Source organism: Citrobacter sp. Cs237 (genome assembly GCF_030332325.1).
Lineage (GTDB): Bacteria > Pseudomonadota > Gammaproteobacteria > Enterobacterales > Enterobacteriaceae > Citrobacter_A > Citrobacter_A sedlakii.
This window is the reverse complement of sequence record NZ_JAOWIB010000106.1, coordinates 416,741-437,907: the sequence shown is the minus strand read 5'-3', so window position 1 is coordinate 437,907 and position 21,167 is coordinate 416,741. Positions and strand designations below refer to the sequence as shown.

Here is a 21,167-nt window from a genome sequence, read left to right as displayed (position 1 = left end):
GGCTCTCTGGAAAACTGTATTGTTAATCGCTATTCACGAATAAACAACGGTTTTACGGGAAATTTTAATGTACATCCGGCCCAGCGGCAGGGTTAAAACCGCAGGCCGGAAAAGTATTAACAACGCCATCCGCTACGACGGACGGGCCTGACGGCGACGCATTGCGTCTTTTCAGGCCCGTCCGCGTTTCAGGCGTTAAAAAACCTCTTACTCTTCGCTGTCGCCCTGGCTTGCGCGACGCGGCGAATCAATCTCAACGTGATCGATACGCTGGAGACCGCGCATCAGTGTACCGCGACGACCGCGCTCGCCGGTCACCTTCTGCAACTCTTCCGGACGCAGCTTGATTTTGCGCTTCCCGACATGAATGGTCAGGGTGCTTTGCGGCGGTAGTACGTAGAGGTGCGCAAGGCCGTCATCCCCTTTCGCCGCTTCCGCCGACGGGATGTTGATGATCTTATTGCCTTTACCTTTGGACAACTGCGGCAGATCGCTCACCGGGAACATCAGCATCCGTCCGGCCTGGGTGATCGCCAACAGCATATCGCTTTCGTCGCTGATCACCACCGGCGGCATAACGTGAGCGTTTTCCGGCAGCGTAATCAACGCTTTACCGGCACGGTTGCGCGCCACCAGATCGTTAAAGGTGCAGACAAAACCGTAGCCCGCGTTCGATGCCATTAGCAGCTTCTGATCGTCGCCTTCCATCAGCATGTGCTCTACGGTCGCGCCCGGCGGCAGCGTCAGCTTACCGGTCAACGGCTCGCCCTGACCGCGCGCCGACGGCAGCGTAATCGGATCAATGGCGTAGCTTCGCCCGGTTGTGTCGATAAACACCACCGGCTGGTTGCTCTTGCCCTTCACGTCCGATTTGTAGCTGTCGCCCGCTTTATAGTTCAACCCCTGGGCGTCGATGTCATGACCTTTGGCGCTACGCACCCAGCCCATCTGCGACAGTACGATGGTTACCGGTTCGGACGGCAGCATATCGTGCTCGCTCATCGCCTTCGCTTCTTCGCGCTCGTGCAGCGGCGAACGACGATCGTCGCCGTAAGCGTCTGAATCCGCCTGCAGCTCTTTTTTCAGCAGCGTATTCATCTTCCGCTCAGAAGCGAGGATCCCTTGTAACTGATCGCGCTCTTTCTCCAGTTCGTCCTGCTCGCCGCGGATCTTCATCTCTTCCAGTTTGGCGAGATGACGCAATTTCAGCTCAAGGATCGCTTCGGCCTGGGTTTCGCTGATGCCAAAGCGCGACATCAGCGCTGGCTTCGGCTCATCTTCCGTACGGATGATCTCGATCACTTCGTCGATATTGAGAAACGCCACCAGCAAACCTTCGAGGATATGCAGGCGCTTCAGGACTTTCTCCAGACGATAGTTCAGGCGGCGACGCACGGTATCACGGCGGAACGCCAGCCACTCGGTAAGGATCTCCAGCAGGTTTTTCACCGCCGGGCGACCGTCCAGACCGATCATGTTCAGGTTAATGCGGTAGCTTTTTTCCAGATCGGTGGTGGCGAACAGGTGGTTCATCACCTGCTCCATATCCACGCGATTAGAGCGCGGCACGACCACCAGTCGGGTTGGGTTTTCGTGATCCGACTCGTCGCGCAGGTCGTCGACCATCGGCAGCTTTTTATTGCGCATCTGGGCGGCGATTTGCTCCAGCACCTTGGCGCCGGAAACCTGATGCGGCAGCGCGGTAATCACCACCGCGCCGTCTTCTTTGGTCCACACCGCGCGCATACGTACCGAACCGCGGCCATTTTCGTAAATTTTACGAATTTCAGCGCGGGATGTGATGATTTCCGCTTCGGTCGGGAAGTCCGGCCCCTGAACGATATCCAGCAGTTGATCCAGCGTGGTCTTTGGCTGCTCGATCAGGGTAATCGCCGCTTTCGCTACTTCGCGCAGGTTGTGCGGCGGGATATCCGTCGCCATGCCGACGGCGATGCCGGTGGTGCCGTTCAGCAGGATGTTCGGCAGACGCGCAGGCAGCATTTTTGGCTCCTGCATCGTGCCGTCAAAGTTTGGCACCCAGTCGGCGGTCCCCTGTCCCAGTTCGCTCAGTAAGACTTCGGCATACTTCGACAGACGCGATTCGGTATAACGCATCGCCGCAAAGGATTTCGGATCGTCCGGCGCGCCCCAGTTCCCCTGACCGTCAACCAGCGGGTAACGGTAAGAAAACGGCTGCGCCATTAGCACCATGGCTTCATAACAGGCGCTGTCGCCATGCGGATGGTATTTACCCAGCACGTCGCCGACGGTACGGGCGGATTTTTTAAATTTGGCGCTGGCATTCAGCCCCAGCTCGGACATCGCGTACACGATGCGACGCTGTACGGGTTTCAGACCATCACCAATAAACGGCAACGCACGGTCCATGATGACGTACATGGAGTAATTCAGATAAGCGTTTTCCGTAAATTCATGCAGCGCAAGGCGCTCTGCCATATCGCTCATTAATCGTGATTCCTCAACTGTAAGCCCGCCAGATACCCGGTATCTTTTCAGGCAATATTGCCGCAGATACTACCTTATCTGGCGCGTTGAGTCACAAAGAAAAGGGCCGCGAAAGCGGCCCTGATGGGGATTATTTGCTGACTTTCCTGATTTGCTTCACGTCAATTTCTACGGAATTCCAGTCTTTATCCACTTCTCCCTGAATTTCAACGGTATCCTGCGGGGTGACGGTCAGGCCGTTCCAGCGTTTATCGTCAATATCAACGTTGATGGTGCCGGTAGCGTCCTTGAACAGATAGAGGTCATCGGAAACACGCTCAACGATGTTCCCGCGCAGGGTAACCCAGGTATCGTCACGCAGCGATTTTGCGCTTTCTACGGTTGCGCTACTGCCGTTCGGTCCGACGAAGCCACCGCCCTGCGTCTGCGTTTGTGTGGCCGAGGGACCGGAAAAACCGCCCTGCTGAGCTGCCAGAACCGGTGCGGAGCTGAGTGCCAGAACGGCAAAGATAGCTGCTAATTTTTTCACGATCGTTTCTCCCTTTCATGTCATTTCATGTCCATTACATAAGTTAATCCTTAACAAGTTCTTAAGCCAAAAAAAAGACATTTTTTTACTGTACATCGCGGGCGACCTCGGGGTTTACTTGCCGTGATGAAGGCGGATCCAGGGAAGAAAAGATGCGGATTTTACTGGTTGAAGACGACGCGCTGATTGGCGACGGCATCAAAGCGGGGTTGAGTAAAATGGGGTTTAGCGTCGACTGGTTTACCGAAGGGCGCCAGGGAAAAGAGGCGCTTTACAGCGCGCCTTACGACGCGGTCATTCTCGACCTGTCGCTGCCAGGCATGGACGGGCGCGATATTCTGCGCGACTGGCGCGAACAGGGTAAACGCGAACCGGTACTGATTCTGACCGCGCGCGATGCGCTGGCGGAGCGGGTTGAAGGTTTACGCCTCGGCGCGGACGATTATCTCTGCAAGCCCTTTGCGCTGATTGAGGTCGCCGCCAGGCTGGAAGCGCTTATGCGCCGCGCCAGCGGGCAGGCCAGCAGCGAACTCCACCACGGTCAGGTGACGCTGGATCCCGGCGGTCTGACCGCCACGCTGGCGGGTGAAAACTTAGCGCTCAAGCCAAAAGAGTTCGCGCTGCTGGAATTGCTGATGCGCAATAAAGGCCGGGTGCTGCCGCGAAAACGTATCGAAGAAAAACTGTATAACTGGGACGAAGAGGTCACCAGCAACGCCGTTGAGGTTCACGTTCATCATCTGCGCCGTAAGTTGGGTAGCGATTTCATTCGCACCGTGCACGGCATCGGTTACACGCTCGGTGAGGCATAACGGTGACAAAACGGCTCAGCCTGCGGGTCAGGCTCACACTCATCTTTTTGATGCTGGCGGCGGTGACCTGGGGAGCATCGAGTTTCGTCGCCTGGAAACAGACCACCGACAATGTGGACGAGCTGTTTGACACGCAGTTGATGCTGTTCGCCAAACGGCTGATTACGCTGGACATTGATGAACTTAAAGCCTCCGAGCGGATGGCCCATACGCCAAAGACATTTAAACACGGCCATATCGACGATGACGTTCTGGTGTTCGCCGTTTACACCCTCAACGGCAAAATGGTGCTGCACGATGGCGACAACGGTCAGTACATCCCCTACAGCTACCGCCGGGAAGGGTTTGACAATGGACGATTGATCGGCGACGACGATCTCTGGCGTTTTGTCTGGCTGACGTCCGCCGACGGTAATTACCGCATTGTGGTGGGTCAGGAGTGGGAATACCGCGAAGACATGGCGCTGGCGATCGTCAGCGCGCAGCTCATCCCCTGGCTTATCGCCCTGCCGCTGATGCTGCTGCTGTTGATTATGCTACTGCATCGCGAACTGAAACCGCTGAAAAAGATGGCCCGGACGTTAGGTTTACGCGACCCGGAATCCAACGAGCCGCTCAGTTCACAGGGCGTACCAAGCGAAGTGCGTCCGCTGATCGACTCGCTGAACCAGCTTTTTACCCGCACGCACGACATGATGATGCGCGAGCGGCGCTTCACCTCGGACGCGGCCCATGAGCTGCGCAGTCCGCTGGCGGCGTTGCAGGTGCAAACCGAAGTGGCGCAACTGTCTGACGATGACCCGCAGGCGCGGAAAAAGGCGCTACTCCAGTTGCATACTGGCATCGACCGCGCAACCCGCCTGGTCGATCAGCTCCTGACGCTTTCCCGGCTCGACTCGCTGGATAATCTGCAGGACGTCACCACGCTTGCGCTTGATGACGTCCTGCAGTCTGCGGTGATGGACATTTACCATCCGGCGCAACAGGCGAATATCGATGTGCGCCTGCACCTCGTCGCGCACGATGTAAAGCGTACAGGTCAGCCGCTGCTGCTCAGCCTGCTGGTGCGCAATCTGCTGGATAACGCCATTCGCTACAGTCCGCAGGGCAGTATTGTCCAGGTCACGCTGCGGCATAATGGTTTTTCCGTTAAAGACAACGGCCCTGGCGTTACGCCAGAGGCGCTGGACCACATTGGCAAGCGCTTTTACCGCCCCCCGGGGCAGCGCGTTACCGGCAGCGGCCTGGGCTTATCGATTGTCCGCCGCATCGCCACGCTGCACGGCATGACGGTGGCGTTTGGCAATGCGCCCGACGGTGGATTCGAAGCCACGGTGAACTGGCGATAGCGGATTGTTGCGTCAGAAGCAAAAGACTTTGCACATTTTGCTCATTTCACCGCGCCGTTTTGCGGCGTAAAATGGCCCTCAAACGCATTTTCCAGAGGGTAAAAAATGAGCAACATTCTGATCGTCAACGGCGCGAAAAAATTCGCCCACTCTAATGGTCAACTTAACGACACCCTGACCGAAGTCGCGGACGGCACGCTGCGCGACCTCGGGCATGATGTTCGCATCGTTCGCGCTGACGGCGAGTACGATGTAAAAGAAGAAGTGCAGAACTTCGTCTGGGCTGACGTGGTGATCTGGCAGATGCCGGGCTGGTGGATGGGCGCGCCGTGGACGGTAAAAAAATATATCGATGATGTGTTCACCGAAGGCCACGGTACGCTGTACGCCAGCGATGGCCGTACCCGCTCCGACGCATCGAAGAAATACGGTTCCGGCGGTCTGATTCAGGGCACCAAATACATGCTCTCTCTGACCTGGAACGCCCCGATGGAAGCCTTTACCGAGAAAGATCAGTTCTTCCACGGCGTGGGCGTTGACGGCGTGTATCTGCCGTTCCACAAAGCGAATCAGTTCCTGGGCATGACGCCGCTGCCGACCTATATCGCTAATGACGTCATTAAAATGCCGGACGTTCCGCGTCACATTGCAGAATATCGCGAGCATCTGAACGCAATTTTTGGTTAACTAGTCGTCTGGAATTAGAAGGAGTTAACCATGCTTACAGTTATTGCTGAAATTCGCACCCGTCCGGGTCAACATCACCGCCAGGCAGTACTGGATCAGTTTGCAAAAATCGTTCCTACCGTCCTGAAGGAAGAAGGCTGCCACGGCTATGCGCCGATGGTGGATCACGCCGCGGGCGTGAGTTTTCAGACCACTGCGCCTGACTCAATCGTGATGATTGAGCAGTGGGAAAGCATCGCGCATCTTGAAGCGCACCTGCAAACCCCGCATATGAAAGCCTATAGCGAAGCGGTAAAAGGCGACGTGCTGGAGATGAATATCCGTATTCTCGAATCCGGCATTTAAGCGTCTCCTGCGTCACGCCGGGTCGACACACCATCGCGACCCGGCGATTTTTTTACGGCAGCGCCCTTTTCAGTCTGCGCACCGCTTCTTCCAGTTCATTCTTCGTTGGCGTGGCAAAAGAGAGTCGCAGCGTGCGCTTGTCCGGGTTATCGCTATAGAAAAACTCCCCCGGAACATACACGACCTTTTCCTCCAGCGTACGGGAAAGCCAGGCCGTGGTGTCGACGTCGTAACGGAAGGTCCCCCACAGGAACATCCCCCCCTGCGGCATATGGAAAGTAATATGCTCGCCCAGTTCACTGCGCATCATATCGGCGAGGAAATAGCACTTCTCACGATAAGCCTGACGGATCACCGTAATCTGCTCTGCTAAGCGTCCCAGCGACAGATAGCTGGCCGCCAACGCCTGTGAGTGCGCGCTGGTATGCAGATCGGTCGCCTGCTTCACGATAGTCGCCTTCTGCCCCATCCATTCCGGCAACACCACCCAGCCCACGCGCAGCCCCGGCGCCAGAATTTTGGAGAAGGTCGACGTATAAATGACCTGCTCCGGGCAACCGGCTTGCGCCGCATGCTGGAAGAGGGTTGTGCAGGACTGGCCGGTAAAGTTGATTTCACCGTAAGGATCGTCTTCGATAATCACAAAGTTGTGCTGTTTCGCCAGTTGCACCAGCTTCTGGCGACGGTCATCGCTCAGCACCACTCCGCCCGGATTGCCAAAGGTAGGAACGACATACAGGGCTTTGATGGTATGGCGCTGCAACAACTGCTCCAGCTCGTCAACGATCATGCCGTCTTTGTCTGTACCGACAGAGAGGATATTCGCCTGCGACAGCTGCAATACCTGTAGAGCGGCAAGGTAGGTCGGGCGCTCAACCACCACTTTATCGCCCGGATTAATCAACGTTCTGACCAGAATATCCAGCGACTGTTGAGACCCGTTGGTGATCAGAATTCGCTCCGGCGCGGCATGAATCCCGCGCCCCAGGCAAAGCTGGCTGATGGCCTCACGCAGCGGAGGATATCCCTCGCTCAGACCGTACTGAAACGCGTCCAGAAACTGCGTCGCCATCATTTTTTGGGTGGCGAGTTCAAGACCGGTTTTGTCGAACAGTTCAGGACTGGGAATTCCGCCGCCGAGGGAAATGACGCCGGGCATTTTGCTATGTTTTAATAATTCGCGGATCGCCGACGGTTTTAACGCGTCGACGTTTCGGGCGAGATGTGTGTTGTTCATTCTGTTTCCTTATCACGTAGTTCGGCGTCCATCCCCGGTATCAGCTATCCACCTGTCGATACCCGCCAGATTACGTTCCTGCACACCCGCGTTCTCGCCTTCGTTTGAGCGTAATAGACCTCTCTGTCTGGATCAATAAGATATTCTCCGCGTCAGGGATTGCCTGACGCGGAAAGGGCTTACCAGTACAGCTTCCAGCACTGGGTGAAACGCATCAGCGCTTCCACATAGAAATAATCCCCCCAGCTCGCGCATTCATCGACGCCCTTATGACTGGAGAGATGATATACCGAATGCTTCAGCAAGCCGTTGCCCTTCTCGTCCTTCGCCATCACATAATGCGCCGTCAGCGAGGACATAATACCCATCGCCCACTGCTGATAGCGTTCACGATCCGGATCGGTAACCGGCAGATGCTTGATCAGCTCCAGCAGGCCGCAAACCGCAATGGCCGCCGACGAGGCGTCGCGTAGCGCGTCGGTTCCCACCAGCGCCAGATCCCAGTGGCAGACGGCATCTTCCGGCAGACGGTTGAGGAAATAGTTCGCCAGCTTTTTCGACAGCGAGACCATCTCTTTATCGCCGGTGTAGATATAGCTCAACAAGAAGCCGTAAATGCCCCACGCCTGCCCGCGCGACCAGCATGAATCGTCGGCGTAGCCCTGCTGTGTGTTGCCATAGCGCGGCGCGCCGGTTTTGACATCCATGTAGTAGGTGTGAAACGTCGAGGCATCTTCACGAATCAGATATTTCGCCGCCTGCGACACGTGCGCTTTTGCCGCCTCGGCAAAACGCATGTCGCCCGTCTGCTCGCTCGCCCAGTAGAGCAACGGCAGATTCATGTTGCAGTCAATGATCATGCGTCCGGCCTGCTCCGGATCGTTAAGATCGCCCCATGCCTGGATGATCCGCGCCTTTTCGTGGAAGCGCTCAAGGAGCGCCTCTGCCGCCATCAATGAAAAGCCTCGGGCGTCGCGATTGCCCGTCAGCCGCCAGGCCGCCACGCAAGATAACGTATACAGAAAGCCAAGGTCATGGGTGTTGGTGTCATGACGTCCGGCAATCCGCAAACCGAATGAGCGCACGTGCTTTTCCGCCATCTCGCGGAACTTCGCGTCGCCGCTCATCTCCCAGGCCAGCCAGAGTTGCCCGGTCCAGAAACTGGTGGTCCACTCAACGTTGTCCGTTAACGGGTAAAAACCTTTGACGCAGGTCTCGGCGGGGAATTTATCACCGAATTCCGTTAAATGACGGCTAATCAGCTCAAGGACATGCTGCCGCGCACTGCTCATTTGATCCTGAAATGCCCCCACATTGACCGGGCTGCCAGGAAATTCGCGCAACGTTTCCTCAACGATATGATTTAACATTTTTCGGTTCCTTTTGACGTAATTTATCTTGAAGCGTTATTTTCAGCGATATCCAGCGCGGCAGTATTCCGGCGCTTACTTTGACATGCCGATAAGGTAAAGGCGGAAATCAACGTAAAGGTCAGAGCAATAACGCCCATAATGATATAGGTTTTCTCAAAACCAATACGGTCATACATTAATCCAGCGGGCGAGGAGACGACCACGTTGCCGACGTACAGCATCGCCTGATAGCCCAACAAATACATGGTCGCATTGACGCGTTTATCAAAATGTTCCGCGATATATTTAAATACCGATACCAGCAGCAAACAAATTTCCAGACCGTACAGCGGCTTAAGAATGGAAATAAGCAGATGGGAATCGCAGATTCCGGAAATAACCAGTCGCGCCCCGACCACTACCCCAACAATCAATAACCCGCGTTTCGCGCCAATGGCATTCACGAACAGAGGAATGACCATATACATCACAAATTCCATGCCCGACTGTACGGTGCCGAGATAGCCAAACACGGCATTTCCTTCATTAACATCCGAGAAGAAGGTGACGAAATAGCGTGAAAATTGCTGTTCGGCGATAAACATCATCCACGCCACGCCCGCGACATACAGGCAGAAAGCCCAGAATTTACGGTTACGCAACAGCGCGTAAACGTCCGCCGGAACGATCTTATCTTTCGTCAGGACGTCCGCCGCGTTAGCCGCGTTGACGTTGACCTTCAGGCTCAACAGGACGATCAGCATCACCACCGACGCCACGCTGCCAAGAATAAAGTTATAAGCCGGCGAGAGGTTAAACAGCAGACCGGAAAACGAGGACGCGACAGCCCAGCCGAGGGAGCCCCACATACGGATCTGACCGAACTCCATTCCGTTAAGACGGCTATAGCGATCCGAATAGGATTCGCAGGCCGCCACACCAGCATACCAGGCAAAGCTCAGGTAGATTGCGCCGATAATAATCCCCAGCATCGTATTGGACATCAACAGCGGCTGGTAGACGTAAATAAAGAACGGCGCCATTAACGCAGACATGATCACCACAAAATAGAGCAGATATTTGCTCATGCCGATCTTATCGAGAATATAGCCGTAAATGGGTTTAAGAATGACTGAAAATATGCCATTCACGGCAAACACGGTGCCAATTACCGTTCCACTGAGCTGTGCTTTTTGTCCTAACCAAATAGCCAAAAGACCAATACTGGCTGACCAGGTAAAGAAGTAGAGGAATATAAAGCTACTAATTTTGTAATATTCCACTCTGTTATTAAGTGAGAGTTTATTCATATCATCCTCGCCGACGCACTGGGCGCCAGTTTTTATAAAATGAACGACAGTTGACGTAAGCTTCCAGGTTCGCGAATAACGACCTGGTCTGTGTTTATTTCCAGTTGCGGAACAGCCGCATCGCTTTTCTGCTGAGCCGACACTGCGCAGCACAGCCAGGTTTCGCCCGGGGTAATTGTTGTTAACAGCAGGGGGATGGACGCGCACTCTGCGAACATAATGCTGCTGTTCGGCGGCGTGACGACGCTGTCCGGTTGACGACGGATCGCTGGCGACAGATCGACAATCGCGCTGCTGCCGTTGCTGGCGTTGATTTCGCAGCCGCGTTCGCTTACCCGATGATCCGCTTTCATCACCGCAAATCCGCCTTCCGCCGTCTGTAAGGTACGGGCGCTGTGGATACGGTGCAGGCGAATATGCCATTCACCAAACGGCGCCAGCCAGGTGTCGATAATGACGTCATGCCACGGCGACCAGCGCGAAAAGATGACGTTTTCACGTACGCTGACCGCGTCGCAACCCCGTCGACCGCGATAATAGTTGTCGCCGTCCGCCAGCAGCAGCATGGAGTCGCACGCCGCGTGTTTCAGGCCATAGCGTCCGCGTTCGACGGTGAAACCAAAGCGGCTGGAGTAAGCAAATTTGGTGTATTTGGCTTCGGTGTTGACATAGTTGTTCAACTCAAGTTGGCCGGAGGTCAACAGGGTGACATGTTGCGAACGCTCGCTGTGCTGCAAAATTTGCCCGGCGTGCGGGACGGTCCGCGTTTCGCTAAGCGCAGGAAGCGGCAGTTCCTCCGCTTGCCAGAAAGGATGCGTTGACGGCAGGGCGAGGATTAAAAATACCTTCAGCGCCCAGTAAGGGGAACCGGGCGAGTTGTAGTCCTCGCACATGACCAGATTCGGGTAGGCAAAACCCAGCGTCAGGATACCCTCACGATCGAAAATCGACTGCTGTTGCCACCAGCGCAGATGGCGCAGAATGATCCCTTTCACCACACCCGGAGAGAACACGTCGAGCCCGGCAAACGCCACTGCGCTCCAGAACGCCACCATTGCAAAGCGGTAGGTCAGGCTGCGCCCGAACGGCACCGACGCGCCGTCCGCCGCCGACATGTAGATAAAATCCTGCGCAAACAGCCGCGACCGTTCGCGCAGCGTCGCGCCACGTTCAACGTCATCCGGACTGAGGGTGGCGTACAGCAGGCCGTAAAAATGGAAGGCCATTGAGATGTAATAATCTTTCGGCCGCCCGGGACCGTCGGAATACCAGCCGTCGCCGAGGTAATAGGCTTCCATCAGGGCAAAACGGCGATCAATCGCAGCCTGATCGAACGGTAAACCGGCGCGCTTGAACCCGAGCTGCACGATGATAGCAAAGTAGTTCCAGTTACTGTCGGGCATTTGCGCGTCAGTGATTTGATTCAGCCAGCGATGAAGATTTTCCCGTTCGTCAACGCTGAACGCATCAGTCAACCGCGTCTGCAATAGCGCAAGACCCAAACCGTAAGCGGCCATCTCAACCAGGCGCTGATCGTAAGGGCCGGTATCGCCCCAGTACTGAGGACTATGCGGATCGGTGCCCAGCTTAATCGCCTGAATATACTTCTCTGCGAACGGCGCTTCCGCGCCGCCCGCCAGCAACGGAAACAGCCCCCACAGCGCGCGGGAAAGCCCCTCCATGCAGGCGATATCCACGCTGTAATGCGCGCAGGTATTGCCCAGCGAAAACTGCGCCTTCCCCGCCGGAAACTGCTTGTCCAGCGCACGTAAGATGTCATTAACGGCGCGCGTTACGTCTTCGCGTGATGACAAAGGATTTGATGTTTCTTCAGCAGCCGTCCACATAGCCTGTCCTCCAGATTAAGTGGACAAATCATAGTGAATCGCTGATAAGCGGAAATGTTATCTCAGTCACACCGTTATCACCGAAGTAAAACAGTGATTGAGAAAATTTAAAAATAGGGTTTATAAACAAATCCAGGACGATCAAAATTTAAATCTGTTGCACTATGAACGCACCGCTTAATGAAGAACGCCTGGAGTTGATCACCCTGAACGATGCCATTGCCTCGTTCAGCCGCCTGTTTGCCAATACAGTGCGGTATCACCACTGGCATCAGTGTCTTGAGGTGTTGTACGTAGAGGAAGGATTTGGCGTGGTGATTGTCGATCACAAGCAATACACCATGCGTCCGGGGAGGGTGTTCTTTTTCCCGCCCTTTACGCTGCATAAAATTATGGTCGATGAACGGGCCCAGGATGGCTACCGGCGCACCATTATCCATCTCGATCACCATGCGGTGCTGAAGGCGTTACGCGACTTTCCGCATAACCATCGGCGTCTGCAAAACCTGAGTCTGCGCGGCGGCGAAGCCTGGGTGACCGACGCGGCGGATATTCATCCGCACGTCGATTTTCTTTTCAGTCGCTACGAAAAAATGGCCGCCCGCAAGCCGCTCAATACGGAACAGGTCTCTTGCCTGTTGCTCAGTTTATTAAGCCTGTTACCCGAGGATAACGTCAATTTGACAGCGACAGACAGCGGAATCGCCAGCCAGGTGATGTTTTGGCTTGATGAAAATTACCGGCACAAATTCCGGCTCGATGCTCTGGCGGCAGAGGTGGGGAAATCGAAAAGCTACGTCTCGCGCCGCTTTCATTATGAGACGGGCGAAAGCATTCTCGACTATCTCAATACATTACGGTTACGAAAAGCGTGCGAGGCGCTGCTACACAGCAACGCCAGCGTGCGTGATATCGCCCGACAGGTGGGCTTTTCGGACGTGACCTACTTCATCAGCGCGTTTGGCAAGGGAATTGGCGAGACGCCGTTGCAGTACCGGAAAAAACACGCCACCTGATGTTACCGCCGTCATCCGGTACTCTTAGCTTTACCGGATGGCGGCGGCGTAACGGGCTTTGCGCAAAAGCGAACAACTATGCCTCAATATCCGCGAGATCGCCCTTTTCCTGCAACCAGTTGCGACGGTCTTCAGAACGTTTCTTCGCCAGCAGCATATCCATCACCGCGTTGGTACGCTGGTCATCTTCATCGCTGATGGTGAGCTGCACCAGACGGCGGGTGTTCGGGTCCAGCGTTGTCTCACGCAACTGCATCGGGTTCATTTCACCCAGACCTTTAAAGCGCTGAACGTTTGGCTTGCCTTTCTTACGCTTGAGCTGTTCCAGCACGCCCGCTTTTTCTTCTTCCGTTAAGGCGTAATAGACCTCTTTGCCGAGATCGATACGGTATAACGGCGGCAGCGCAACGTAGACGTGCCCCTGCTTCACCAGCGTCCGGAAGTGCTTCACAAACAACGCGCAGAGCAACGTGGCAATGTGCAGGCCGTCGGAGTCGGCGTCCGCAAGGATACAGATCTTGCCGTAGCGCAACTGGCTGAGATCGTCACTGTCCGGATCGATGCCGATCGCCACCGAAATGTCGTGGACTTCCTGAGAGGCCAGCACCTCATCCGAGGAGACTTCCCAGGTGTTGAGGATCTTACCTTTAAGCGGCATGATCGCCTGATATTCACGATCGCGCGCCTGCTTGGCCGAACCGCCCGCCGAGTCCCCTTCGACGAGGAACAGCTCGGTACGATTCAGATCCTGAGCGGTACAGTCCGCCAGTTTCCCCGGCAGCGCCGGACCGCTGGTCAGCTTTTTACGCACCACTTTTTTCGCCGCGCGTAGACGACGCTGAGCGCTGGAGATCGCCATTTCCGCCAGCAGTTCCGCAGCCTGGACGTTCTGGTTCAGCCACAGGGTAAACGCATCTTTCACCACGCCGGAAACGAACGCCGCGCACTGACGCGACGACAGGCGCTCTTTGGTTTGACCGGCAAACTGCGGATCCTGCATCTTCACGGAAAGCACGTAGGCGCAGCGATCCCAGATGTCTTCTGCCGACAGCTTCACGCCGCGCGGCAGAATATTGCGGTATTCGCAGAATTCGCGCATCGCGTCGAGCAGCCCCTGACGCAGACCGTTTACGTGCGTCCCGCCCTGCAGGGTTGGGATCAGGTTGACGTAGCTTTCGGTCAGCAGTTCGCCGCCTTCCGGTAGCCAAAGCAGCGCCCAGTCGACCGCTTCCGTATCGCCTTCGAAATTACCGATAAACGGTTTTTCCGGTAGCGTCGGCAAGCCGTTAACCGCCTCGCCGAGATAGTCGTTCAGACCATCCTGATAGCACCAGCGTTGCTCGCTGTTGTTGACCTCGTCCTTAAAGGTGATTTCCACGCCGGGGCACAACACCGCTTTCGCCTTCAGCACATGCGTTAAGCGCGAAACGGAGAAACGTGGGCTATCAAAAAAGGTTTCGTCCGGCCAGAAGTGAACGCTGGTGCCGGTGTTGCGTTTACCGCACGTCCCGACAACCTGCAAATCCTGCACTTTCTCACCGTTTTCAAACGCAATGTTATACACCTGACCATCGCGGCGCACGTTCACTTCCACGCGCTTCGACAGGGCGTTCACCACCGAGATCCCTACTCCGTGCAGCCCCCCGGAGAACTGGTAGTTCTTGTTGGAGAACTTACCGCCCGCATGCAGTCGGCAAAGGATCAGTTCAACCGCCGGGACGCCTTCCTCAGGATGAATGTCGACGGGCATGCCGCGCCCGTCATCAATGACTTCCAGCGATTGATCGGCATGTAAAATGACGTCCACGCGTTTCGCGTGTCCTGCCAGTGCTTCATCCACACTGTTATCAATCACTTCCTGCCCAAGATGGTTGGGACGGGTGGTATCAGTGTACATCCCCGGGCGGCGGCGCACCGGCTCAAGCCCAGTGAGTACCTCAATGGCATCAGCGTTATAAGTTTGCGTCATGGTTTTAATAGCAGTTCGAAATGATTGTCAGCAACTGTGCAGTCCAAGGAAATCGACAATCTGGTTGAAATAATCTTCGAAGCCCGTGAATGCGTGGTTTCCACCTTCGATTACAGTCTGGCGGCAGGACGCGTAGTACGCCACTGCCTGGCGGTAATCCAGCACTTCATCCCCCGTCTGTTGCAGCAGCCAGATAAGGTCTGGCGCTTCCAGCGGGTCAATCTGCATGACTTTAAGATCGTAAATATGACGAGACTCTAGCACATATTGCTGCCCCGTGTAGGGGTTCTCGTTCTGGCCGAGGTAGTCGGTCAGCAGTTCGAAAGGCCGCACCGCCGGGTTGACCACGACAGCGGGCAGCATAAAGCATTGCGACAGCCAGGTCGCGTAGTAGCCGCCCAAAGAAGACCCGACGACACCCAGCGGTTCCCCACCGTGCTCCAGCACGATCGACTCCAGCATTTCTGCGGCATCGGCCGGGTATGGCGGCAGTTGCGGCACAATCATCTCAATGTCAGGATGCTGTGCGCACAGCCAGTCTTTGAGCAGACAGGCTTTCGCCGAGCGAGGCGAACTGTTGAAGCCGTGAAGATAAAGAAGCGTAGACATCAGTAGCCTTCTGACGCGGTGTCGGGGCGAAACTCAGTCCCCTCTAAACGACAGACGTCCGTATGTAGCGAACCGTCAGCAAACAGCTCCAGCGTACGCCAGCCAGGACCAATCGTGTCGAGGGTAAAGTTAGCGCAGTGCGGTTTGAACTGGACGCAGGTTGATGGCGTCGCCAGCAGGCGGCGGCCATTCCAGTCAAGATCCAGCTCCTGATGAATGTGTCCGCAAAGCAGATATTTCACGCGCGGGAAGTTCACCAGCACGCTGTCCAGCTCCGCGGCGTTGCGCAGACTGTGCTGATCCAGCCAGCTGCAGCCCGCAGGCAGCGGATGATGGTGCAGAAGCAGCAACGTATGACGTTCCGGCGCTTCCGCCAGCTTTTGCTCAAGCCACTCCAGTTGGAATTCGCTCAGTTCGCCGTGGGGTACGCCAAACACCTGGCTGTCGAGCAGCAGGATCTGCCAGTGTTCGCCAATCATCACGCGCTTGGCTGGCGAGATCCCCGCCTCCTGCAACGCGCTGTACATGGCTGGCTGAAAGTCATGGTTGCCTGGCAACCAGACGCAAGGCGCGCGAAAGCTGGCTATGCCTTCAGCAAAATGCTGATAGGCCGCCGCGCTTTGATCCTGCGCTAAATCCCCTGTCGCCACGATCAGATCGTATTCCTGCCCCTCGGCATGAATCGCTTTCAGCACGGCCTGGTAACTTTCCCAGGTGTTCACGCCTAACAGCGTTTCGTGCTTTTCGGCAAACAGGTGAGTATCGGTAATTTGTAAGATCCTGACCCTGGCCTCACCAGCCAGAGGAAGGTTTAACAGGCTTTCCAAATGGTGTCCTTAGGTTTCACGACGCTAGTAAACCGGAATCGCCATCGCTCCATGTGCTAAACAGTATCGCAGCCAGTCGGCTAAAAACTGATTAATTTGATGCTTTTCGTCGCGTTGGTGCAACTTTTTATTGGGATAATCATACCGCGCTTTGAAGCGAAAGATCTGCTGACTTGAACACACTTCAGCCACCATCGCGTCATGATAGAGGCGGACCGTCAGCGACGGCAGGCTCCAGTAGGTGATTGCCGGCGCCGTCTGCTCGATCGTAACAAGCGTAGTGTATCGGGTCGATTCAACAACCGTTAGCCGATATTGTGCGTTGCCCACCTGATAGCTTACTGTTTCGCCAGGCGCGTCATTGCGCGGCAGCAGGCGGCGTAGCTGTGAGAAATTGGTTTCGCACAGACGCATCATTTCAGGAAAGTCAGGTGTATAGCGCTTCATTTTTTCCACTCGTGTATTAACTCTTTATAGTGCAACTGCAACCATTGCAGGGCAATGACGGAAGCCGCGTTATCAATTTTCCCCTCTTCAACCCATTGATAAGCCTGCTCCCGGCTTACCACATGAACCCGAATATCTTCGTTTTCATCAGCCAGACCGTGAATCCCGTTCGCGGTCGTGGCGTCCACTTCACCCACCATAATTGACGAGCGCTCGCTGGTGCCCCCCGGACTTGCCAGATAACTGAGCACCGGTTTCGTCCGTTTCACCACGATGCCGGCTTCTTCCATCGCCTCACGGCGCGCGACGTCGTCGACGGTCTCGCCGTCTTCAATCATGCCGGCTACCAGTTCCAGTAACCACGGCGTGTCGCTGGTGTCATAGGCCGCAATTCGGACCTGCTCGACAAGCACCACTTCGTCCCGCTCAGGGTCAAAGGGTAGCAAGACTGCGGCGTGACCGCGCTCAAAAATTTCGCGCCGCACCTCCTGGCTCATTTCACCGTTGAACAAGCGGTGGCGGAAGCGGTAAAGATCCATCGAAAAAAAACCGCGATATAGCGTTTCTCGTGCAATAATTTCTACATCGTTTTTGGTGAAAGTTACGGGCGAGTTGCCTGATTTACGCATTGTGCCGTCCTGTACCAATAGTGATTTAAATGTGAATTTCAAGGGCGTTTGACTGCTGTTTTAGCGACCTTGTGGTAAATTGGTGCAAATTAACGCCTGATGGCACATAACGCCAACTTTTTGCAGTGGCGGATTCTGCTAGAATCGGCAATTATTTTTCTAAAATTTGATCAGCGCTAAATACTGCTTCACAACAAGGAATGCAAATGAAGAAATTGCTCCCCATCCTTATCGGCCTGAGCCTGTCGGGGTTCAGCACACTGAGCCAGGCAGAGAACCTGATGCAAGTTTATCAGCAAGCACGCCTGAGCAACCCGGAACTGCGTAAATCCGCCGCCGATCGCGATGCTGCATTCGAAAAAATCAACGAAGCACGTAGTCCTTTACTGCCTCAACTGGGTCTGGGTGCCGATTACACCTACAGCAACGGCTACCGTGACGCGAACGGCGTGAACTCTAACGCCACCAGCGCTTCTCTGCAATTAACGCAGACTCTTTTCGATATGTCGAAATGGCGCGCGCTGACCCTGCAGGAAAAATCAGCGGGCATTCAGGACGTCACCTTTCAGACGGACCAGCAAACGCTGATCCTAAACACCGCCAGTGCCTACTTTAAAGTGTTGAACGCCATTGACGTTCTCTCTTACACCCAGGCGCAGAAACAGGCGATTTATCGTCAGTTGGATCAAACCACTCAACGTTTCAACGTGGGTCTGGTGGCCATTACCGACGTGCAGAACGCCCGTTCACAGTACGATACCGTACTGGCGAACGAAGTGACCGCGCGTAACGATCTCGACAACGCTGTCGAAGAACTGCGTCAGGTTACCGGCAACTACTACCCGGAGCTGGCGTCGCTGAACGTCGACAGCTTTAAAACCGACAAGCCGCAGCCGGTAAACGCCCTGCTGAAAGAAGCGGAAAACCGCAACCTGACGCTGTTGCAGGCGCGTCTGAGCCAGGATCTCGCGCGCGAGCAAATTCGCCAGGCGCAGGACGGCCATCTGCCGACACTGGATTTAACCGCCTCGACCGGCGTTTCCGACACCTCATACAGCGGTTCCAAAACCCGTGGCGCTGCCGGTTCGCAATATGACGACAGCAATATGGGCCAAAACAAAGTGGGCCTGAGCTTCTCTCTGCCGATCTATCAGGGCGGTATGGTGAACTCGCAGGTGAAACAGGCGCAGTACAACTTTGTCGGCGCGAGCGAGCAGCTGGAAAGCGCGCACCGCAGCGTGGTACAGACCGTACGTTCGTCTTTCAATAACATTAATGCTTCCATCAGCAGTATTAACGCCTACAAACAGGCGGTTGTTTCTGCGCAAAGCTCATTAGACGCGATGGAAGCAGGTTACTCTGTGGGTACGCGTACGATTGTTGACGTGCTGGATGCGACCACCACGCTGTATAACGCCAAGCAGCAATTGGCGAATGCGCGTTATAACTACCTGATCAACCAGCTCAATATCAAATCCGCACTGGGTACGCTGAACGAGCAGGATCTGGTGGCGCTGAACAACACGTTGGGCAAACCGATTCCGACCAGCCCGGACAGCGTAGCGCCGGAAACCCCGCAGCAGGACGCCGCCGTGGATAACTTTAACGGTAACGCCACTGCCGTACAGCCGGCGTCAGCCCGGACGACCTCCGGCAGTAACCCGTTCCGCAATTAAGACGGCCTTTCGCTTATCGGGCCTACCGCTACGTAGGCCCGATAAGGCGCAGCCGCCGATCGGCACAAAATCGCTGCTGAACGTAAGACAACGTAAAGATCCCACGATTCAGCCGCATTCCTGCCCCTTCTCGCTTCATTTTCAACCACTCATCCTCTATCCTGAGCAGTAATTACCACTGGGTCCTGGAAGACGACAATGAAACGGACAAAATCCATCAAACACGCTGCGTTCCGCAAAAGCTGGAGCGCGCGTCACCTGACGCCTGTGGCGTTAGCCGTTACCGCTGTGTTTATGCTGGCGGGATGTGAAAAGAGCGACGAAACCGTATCGCTGTATCAGAATGCGGATGACTGCTCGGCAGCCAATCCGGGTAAAAGCGCGGAGTGTACTGCAACCTACAACAACGCGCTGAAAGAAGCCGAACGTACCGCGCCGAAATACGCGTCCCGCGAAGACTGCGTGGCCGAATTTGGCGAAGGCCAGTGCCAGCAGGCGCCAGCCCAGGCCGGTATGGCCCCTGAAGGACAGGCGCAAGCGCAGCAGTCCAGCGGCAGCTTCTGGATGCCGTTAATGGCGGGTTACATGATGGGTCGGATGATGGGCGGCGGCGCAGGTTTCGCGCAACAGCCGCTGTTCAGCTCGAAAAACCCGGCCAGCCCGGCATACGGTAAATATACCGACGCAAGCGGCAAAAACTATGGCGCCGCCACGCCAGGTCGCAGCATGACGGTGCCGAAAACCGCCATGGCGCCGAAGCCTGCCACCACTTCGACCGTCACGCGCGGCGGCTTTGGTGAATCTGTCGCCAAACAGAACACCATGCAGCGTAGCGCCAGCGGCACCTCCACGCGTTCAATGGGTGGCTGATCCGCATGGAAAGAGTCAGTATCACTGAGCGCTCGGACTGGCGCGATAAAGCCAACGAATATGGGTTCAATTTTCACACCATGTACGGTGAACCGTACTGGTGTGAAGAGGCATACTACAAGCTGACGCTGGCGCAGGTTGAAAAGCTGGAAGAGGTGACTGCTGAACTGCACCAGATGTGCCTGAAGGTAGTCGAAAAAGTGATCGCCAGCGACGCGCTGATGACCAAATTCCGCATTCCCAAACATACCTGGGGCTTCGTTCGTCAGTCCTGGCAAACGAGCCAGCCCTCGCTCTATTCACGCCTCGATCTGGCGTGGGACGGCACCGGCGAACCTAAGCTGCTGGAAAACAACGCCGATACGCCGACTTCGCTGTATGAAGCCGCATTTTTCCAGTGGATCTGGCTTGAAGATCAGCTCAACGCGGGTAACCTGCCGCAAGGTAGCGACCAGTTTAACAGCCTCCAGGAAAAACTTATCGCGCGTTTCGCCGAGCTGCGCGAGCAGTACGGTTTTCAGCTTCTGCATCTCACCTGTTGCCGGGACACCGTTGAGGATCGCGGAACCATTCAGTATCTGCAGGACTGCGCCGCAGAAGCGGAAATCGCCACCGAATTCCTCTACATCGAAGATATCGGGCTGGGCGAGAAAGGCCAGTTTACGGACCTGCAGGATCAGGTGATCGCCAACCTGTTCAAGCTGTATCCGTGGGAATTTATGCTGCGTGAGATGTTCTCTACCAAGCTGGAAGACGCAGGCGTTCGCTGGCTGGAACCGGCCTGGAAGAGCATTATTTCCAACAAGGCGCTGCTTCCGCTGCTGTGGGAAATGTTTCCTGACCATCCGAATCTGCTGCCTGCGTACTTCGCAGAGGACGATCATCCGCAAATGGAAAAATTTGTCGTGAAGCCGATCTTCTCGCGTGAAGGCGCTAACGTCTCCATCATAGAGAACGGTAAAACGATCGAAGCGGTGGAAGGCCCTTACGGCGAAGAAGGCATGATCGTGCAGCAGTTCCATCCGCTGCCGAAGTTTGGCGACAGCTATATGCTGATCGGTAGTTGGTTGATCAACGATCAGCCTGCCGGGATCGGCATACGTGAAGACCGCGCGCTGATCACTCAGGATCTGTCCCGCTTCTACCCGCATATCTTTGTCGAATGATTAAGGGTGCCGGATGAGAGCGCA

General features: G+C 55.5%; 19 protein-coding genes. 8 read left to right on the top strand and 11 right to left on the bottom strand.

What is annotated here, in order from left to right; translation table 11 throughout:
• Window positions 1-207: 207 nt before the first annotated feature.
• Window positions 208-2,466 (bottom strand): DNA topoisomerase IV subunit A, encoded by a 2,259-nt coding sequence (parC, locus tag OGY07_RS15520; protein WP_042289242.1) that lies wholly within the window; start codon window positions 2,464-2,466, stop codon window positions 208-210.
• Between the two features lie 130 nt (window positions 2,467-2,596).
• The gene (locus OGY07_RS15515; RefSeq protein WP_042289243.1) at window positions 2,597-2,995 is read right to left on the bottom strand and encodes a YgiW/YdeI family stress tolerance OB fold protein; all 399 of its coding nucleotides are present in this window, start codon (window positions 2,993-2,995) and stop codon (window positions 2,597-2,599) included.
• Between the two features lie 152 nt (window positions 2,996-3,147).
• Here OGY07_RS15515 and qseB point away from each other — a divergent pair, with 152 nt between their 5' ends.
• From qseB to OGY07_RS15495, 4 genes are all read left to right on the top strand, one after another.
• The gene (qseB, locus tag OGY07_RS15510; RefSeq protein ID WP_042289246.1) at window positions 3,148-3,807 is read left to right on the top strand and encodes a quorum sensing response regulator transcription factor QseB; all 660 of its coding nucleotides are present in this window, start codon (window positions 3,148-3,150) and stop codon (window positions 3,805-3,807) included.
• A complete protein-coding gene (gene qseC / locus OGY07_RS15505; protein WP_286601890.1) occupies window positions 3,804-5,156 on the top strand; it encodes a quorum sensing histidine kinase QseC in 1,353 nt (450 codons plus the stop codon). The genes qseB and qseC overlap by 4 nt, the downstream gene beginning before the upstream one ends.
• Before the next feature lie 105 nt (window positions 5,157-5,261).
• A complete protein-coding gene (locus tag OGY07_RS15500) occupies window positions 5,262-5,843 on the top strand; it encodes an NAD(P)H-dependent oxidoreductase (protein ID WP_042289251.1) in 582 nt (193 codons plus the stop codon).
• A gap of 30 nt (window positions 5,844-5,873) precedes the next feature.
• Window positions 5,874-6,188: a putative quinol monooxygenase gene (locus tag OGY07_RS15495; protein WP_042289259.1), complete on the top strand. Its 315-nt coding sequence runs from the start codon at window positions 5,874-5,876 to the stop codon at window positions 6,186-6,188.
• A 52-nt stretch (window positions 6,189-6,240) separates the two neighbouring features.
• Here OGY07_RS15495 and OGY07_RS15490 read toward each other — a convergent pair whose 3' ends face one another.
• The 4 genes from OGY07_RS15490 to OGY07_RS15475 all read right to left on the bottom strand — a co-directional run bounded on the left by OGY07_RS15490 (window position 6,241) and on the right by OGY07_RS15475 (window position 11,934).
• The gene (locus tag OGY07_RS15490) at window positions 6,241-7,425 is read right to left on the bottom strand and encodes an aminotransferase-like domain-containing protein (protein WP_060570841.1); all 1,185 of its coding nucleotides are present in this window, start codon (window positions 7,423-7,425) and stop codon (window positions 6,241-6,243) included.
• A 179-nt stretch (window positions 7,426-7,604) separates the two neighbouring features.
• Window positions 7,605-8,795: a glycoside hydrolase family 88 protein gene (locus OGY07_RS15485; RefSeq protein ID WP_205612680.1), complete on the bottom strand. Its 1,191-nt coding sequence runs from the start codon at window positions 8,793-8,795 to the stop codon at window positions 7,605-7,607.
• 23 nt (window positions 8,796-8,818) lie between these two features.
• Window positions 8,819-10,087, bottom strand: a complete 1,269-nt coding sequence (locus OGY07_RS15480; RefSeq protein WP_060570843.1) for an oligosaccharide MFS transporter — start codon at window positions 10,085-10,087, stop codon at window positions 8,819-8,821.
• A 32-nt stretch (window positions 10,088-10,119) separates the two neighbouring features.
• Window positions 10,120-11,934, bottom strand: coding sequence for a DUF2264 domain-containing protein (locus OGY07_RS15475; RefSeq protein ID WP_286601551.1), 1,815 nt, complete (start codon window positions 11,932-11,934; stop codon window positions 10,120-10,122).
• A 164-nt stretch (window positions 11,935-12,098) separates the two neighbouring features.
• On the opposite strand from OGY07_RS15475, the gene OGY07_RS15470 reads away from it, so the two are divergent.
• On the top strand, window positions 12,099-12,950 hold the full coding sequence (locus OGY07_RS15470) for a helix-turn-helix transcriptional regulator (protein ID WP_286601549.1): 852 nt from the start codon (window positions 12,099-12,101) through the stop codon (window positions 12,948-12,950).
• A gap of 76 nt (window positions 12,951-13,026) precedes the next feature.
• Here OGY07_RS15470 and parE read toward each other — a convergent pair whose 3' ends face one another.
• Genes parE through nudF form a run of 5 tightly spaced genes read right to left on the bottom strand, consistent with a single transcriptional unit; the run spans window position 13,027 to window position 17,431 of the window.
• Window positions 13,027-14,919: a DNA topoisomerase IV subunit B gene (parE, locus tag OGY07_RS15465; protein WP_181822077.1), complete on the bottom strand. Its 1,893-nt coding sequence runs from the start codon at window positions 14,917-14,919 to the stop codon at window positions 13,027-13,029.
• Window positions 14,920-14,946: 27 nt separating this feature from the next.
• Window positions 14,947-15,528 carry an esterase YqiA gene (yqiA, locus tag OGY07_RS15460; protein ID WP_042289277.1) on the bottom strand — a complete coding sequence of 194 codons (582 nt, stop codon included), beginning with the start codon at window positions 15,526-15,528 and terminating at the stop codon, window positions 14,947-14,949.
• Window positions 15,528-16,355 carry a 3',5'-cyclic-AMP phosphodiesterase gene (gene cpdA, locus OGY07_RS15455; RefSeq protein WP_042289280.1) on the bottom strand — a complete coding sequence of 276 codons (828 nt, stop codon included), beginning with the start codon at window positions 16,353-16,355 and terminating at the stop codon, window positions 15,528-15,530. The genes yqiA and cpdA overlap by 1 nt, the downstream gene beginning before the upstream one ends.
• A gap of 24 nt (window positions 16,356-16,379) precedes the next feature.
• On the bottom strand, window positions 16,380-16,802 hold the full coding sequence (locus OGY07_RS15450; protein ID WP_012907621.1) for a DUF1249 family protein: 423 nt from the start codon (window positions 16,800-16,802) through the stop codon (window positions 16,380-16,382).
• A complete protein-coding gene (gene nudF, locus OGY07_RS15445; RefSeq protein ID WP_042289285.1) occupies window positions 16,799-17,431 on the bottom strand; it encodes an ADP-ribose diphosphatase in 633 nt (210 codons plus the stop codon). Before nudF ends, OGY07_RS15450 begins: the two co-directional genes overlap by 4 nt.
• 200 nt (window positions 17,432-17,631) lie before the next feature.
• Here nudF and tolC point away from each other — a divergent pair, with 200 nt between their 5' ends.
• The 3 genes from tolC (at window position 17,632) to OGY07_RS15430 (ending at window position 21,143) form a co-directional block, all read left to right on the top strand.
• Window positions 17,632-19,107: an outer membrane channel protein TolC gene (tolC, locus tag OGY07_RS15440; RefSeq protein ID WP_082636857.1), complete on the top strand. Its 1,476-nt coding sequence runs from the start codon at window positions 17,632-17,634 to the stop codon at window positions 19,105-19,107.
• 198 nt (window positions 19,108-19,305) lie between these two features.
• Window positions 19,306-19,977, top strand: a complete 672-nt coding sequence (locus OGY07_RS15435; protein WP_042289288.1) for a DUF1190 family protein — start codon at window positions 19,306-19,308, stop codon at window positions 19,975-19,977.
• Between the two features lie 5 nt (window positions 19,978-19,982).
• Entirely contained in the window at window positions 19,983-21,143 is a 1,161-nt protein-coding gene (locus OGY07_RS15430; RefSeq protein WP_286601533.1) for a glutathionylspermidine synthase family protein, read from the top strand.
• Window positions 21,144-21,167 lie beyond the last annotated feature (24 nt).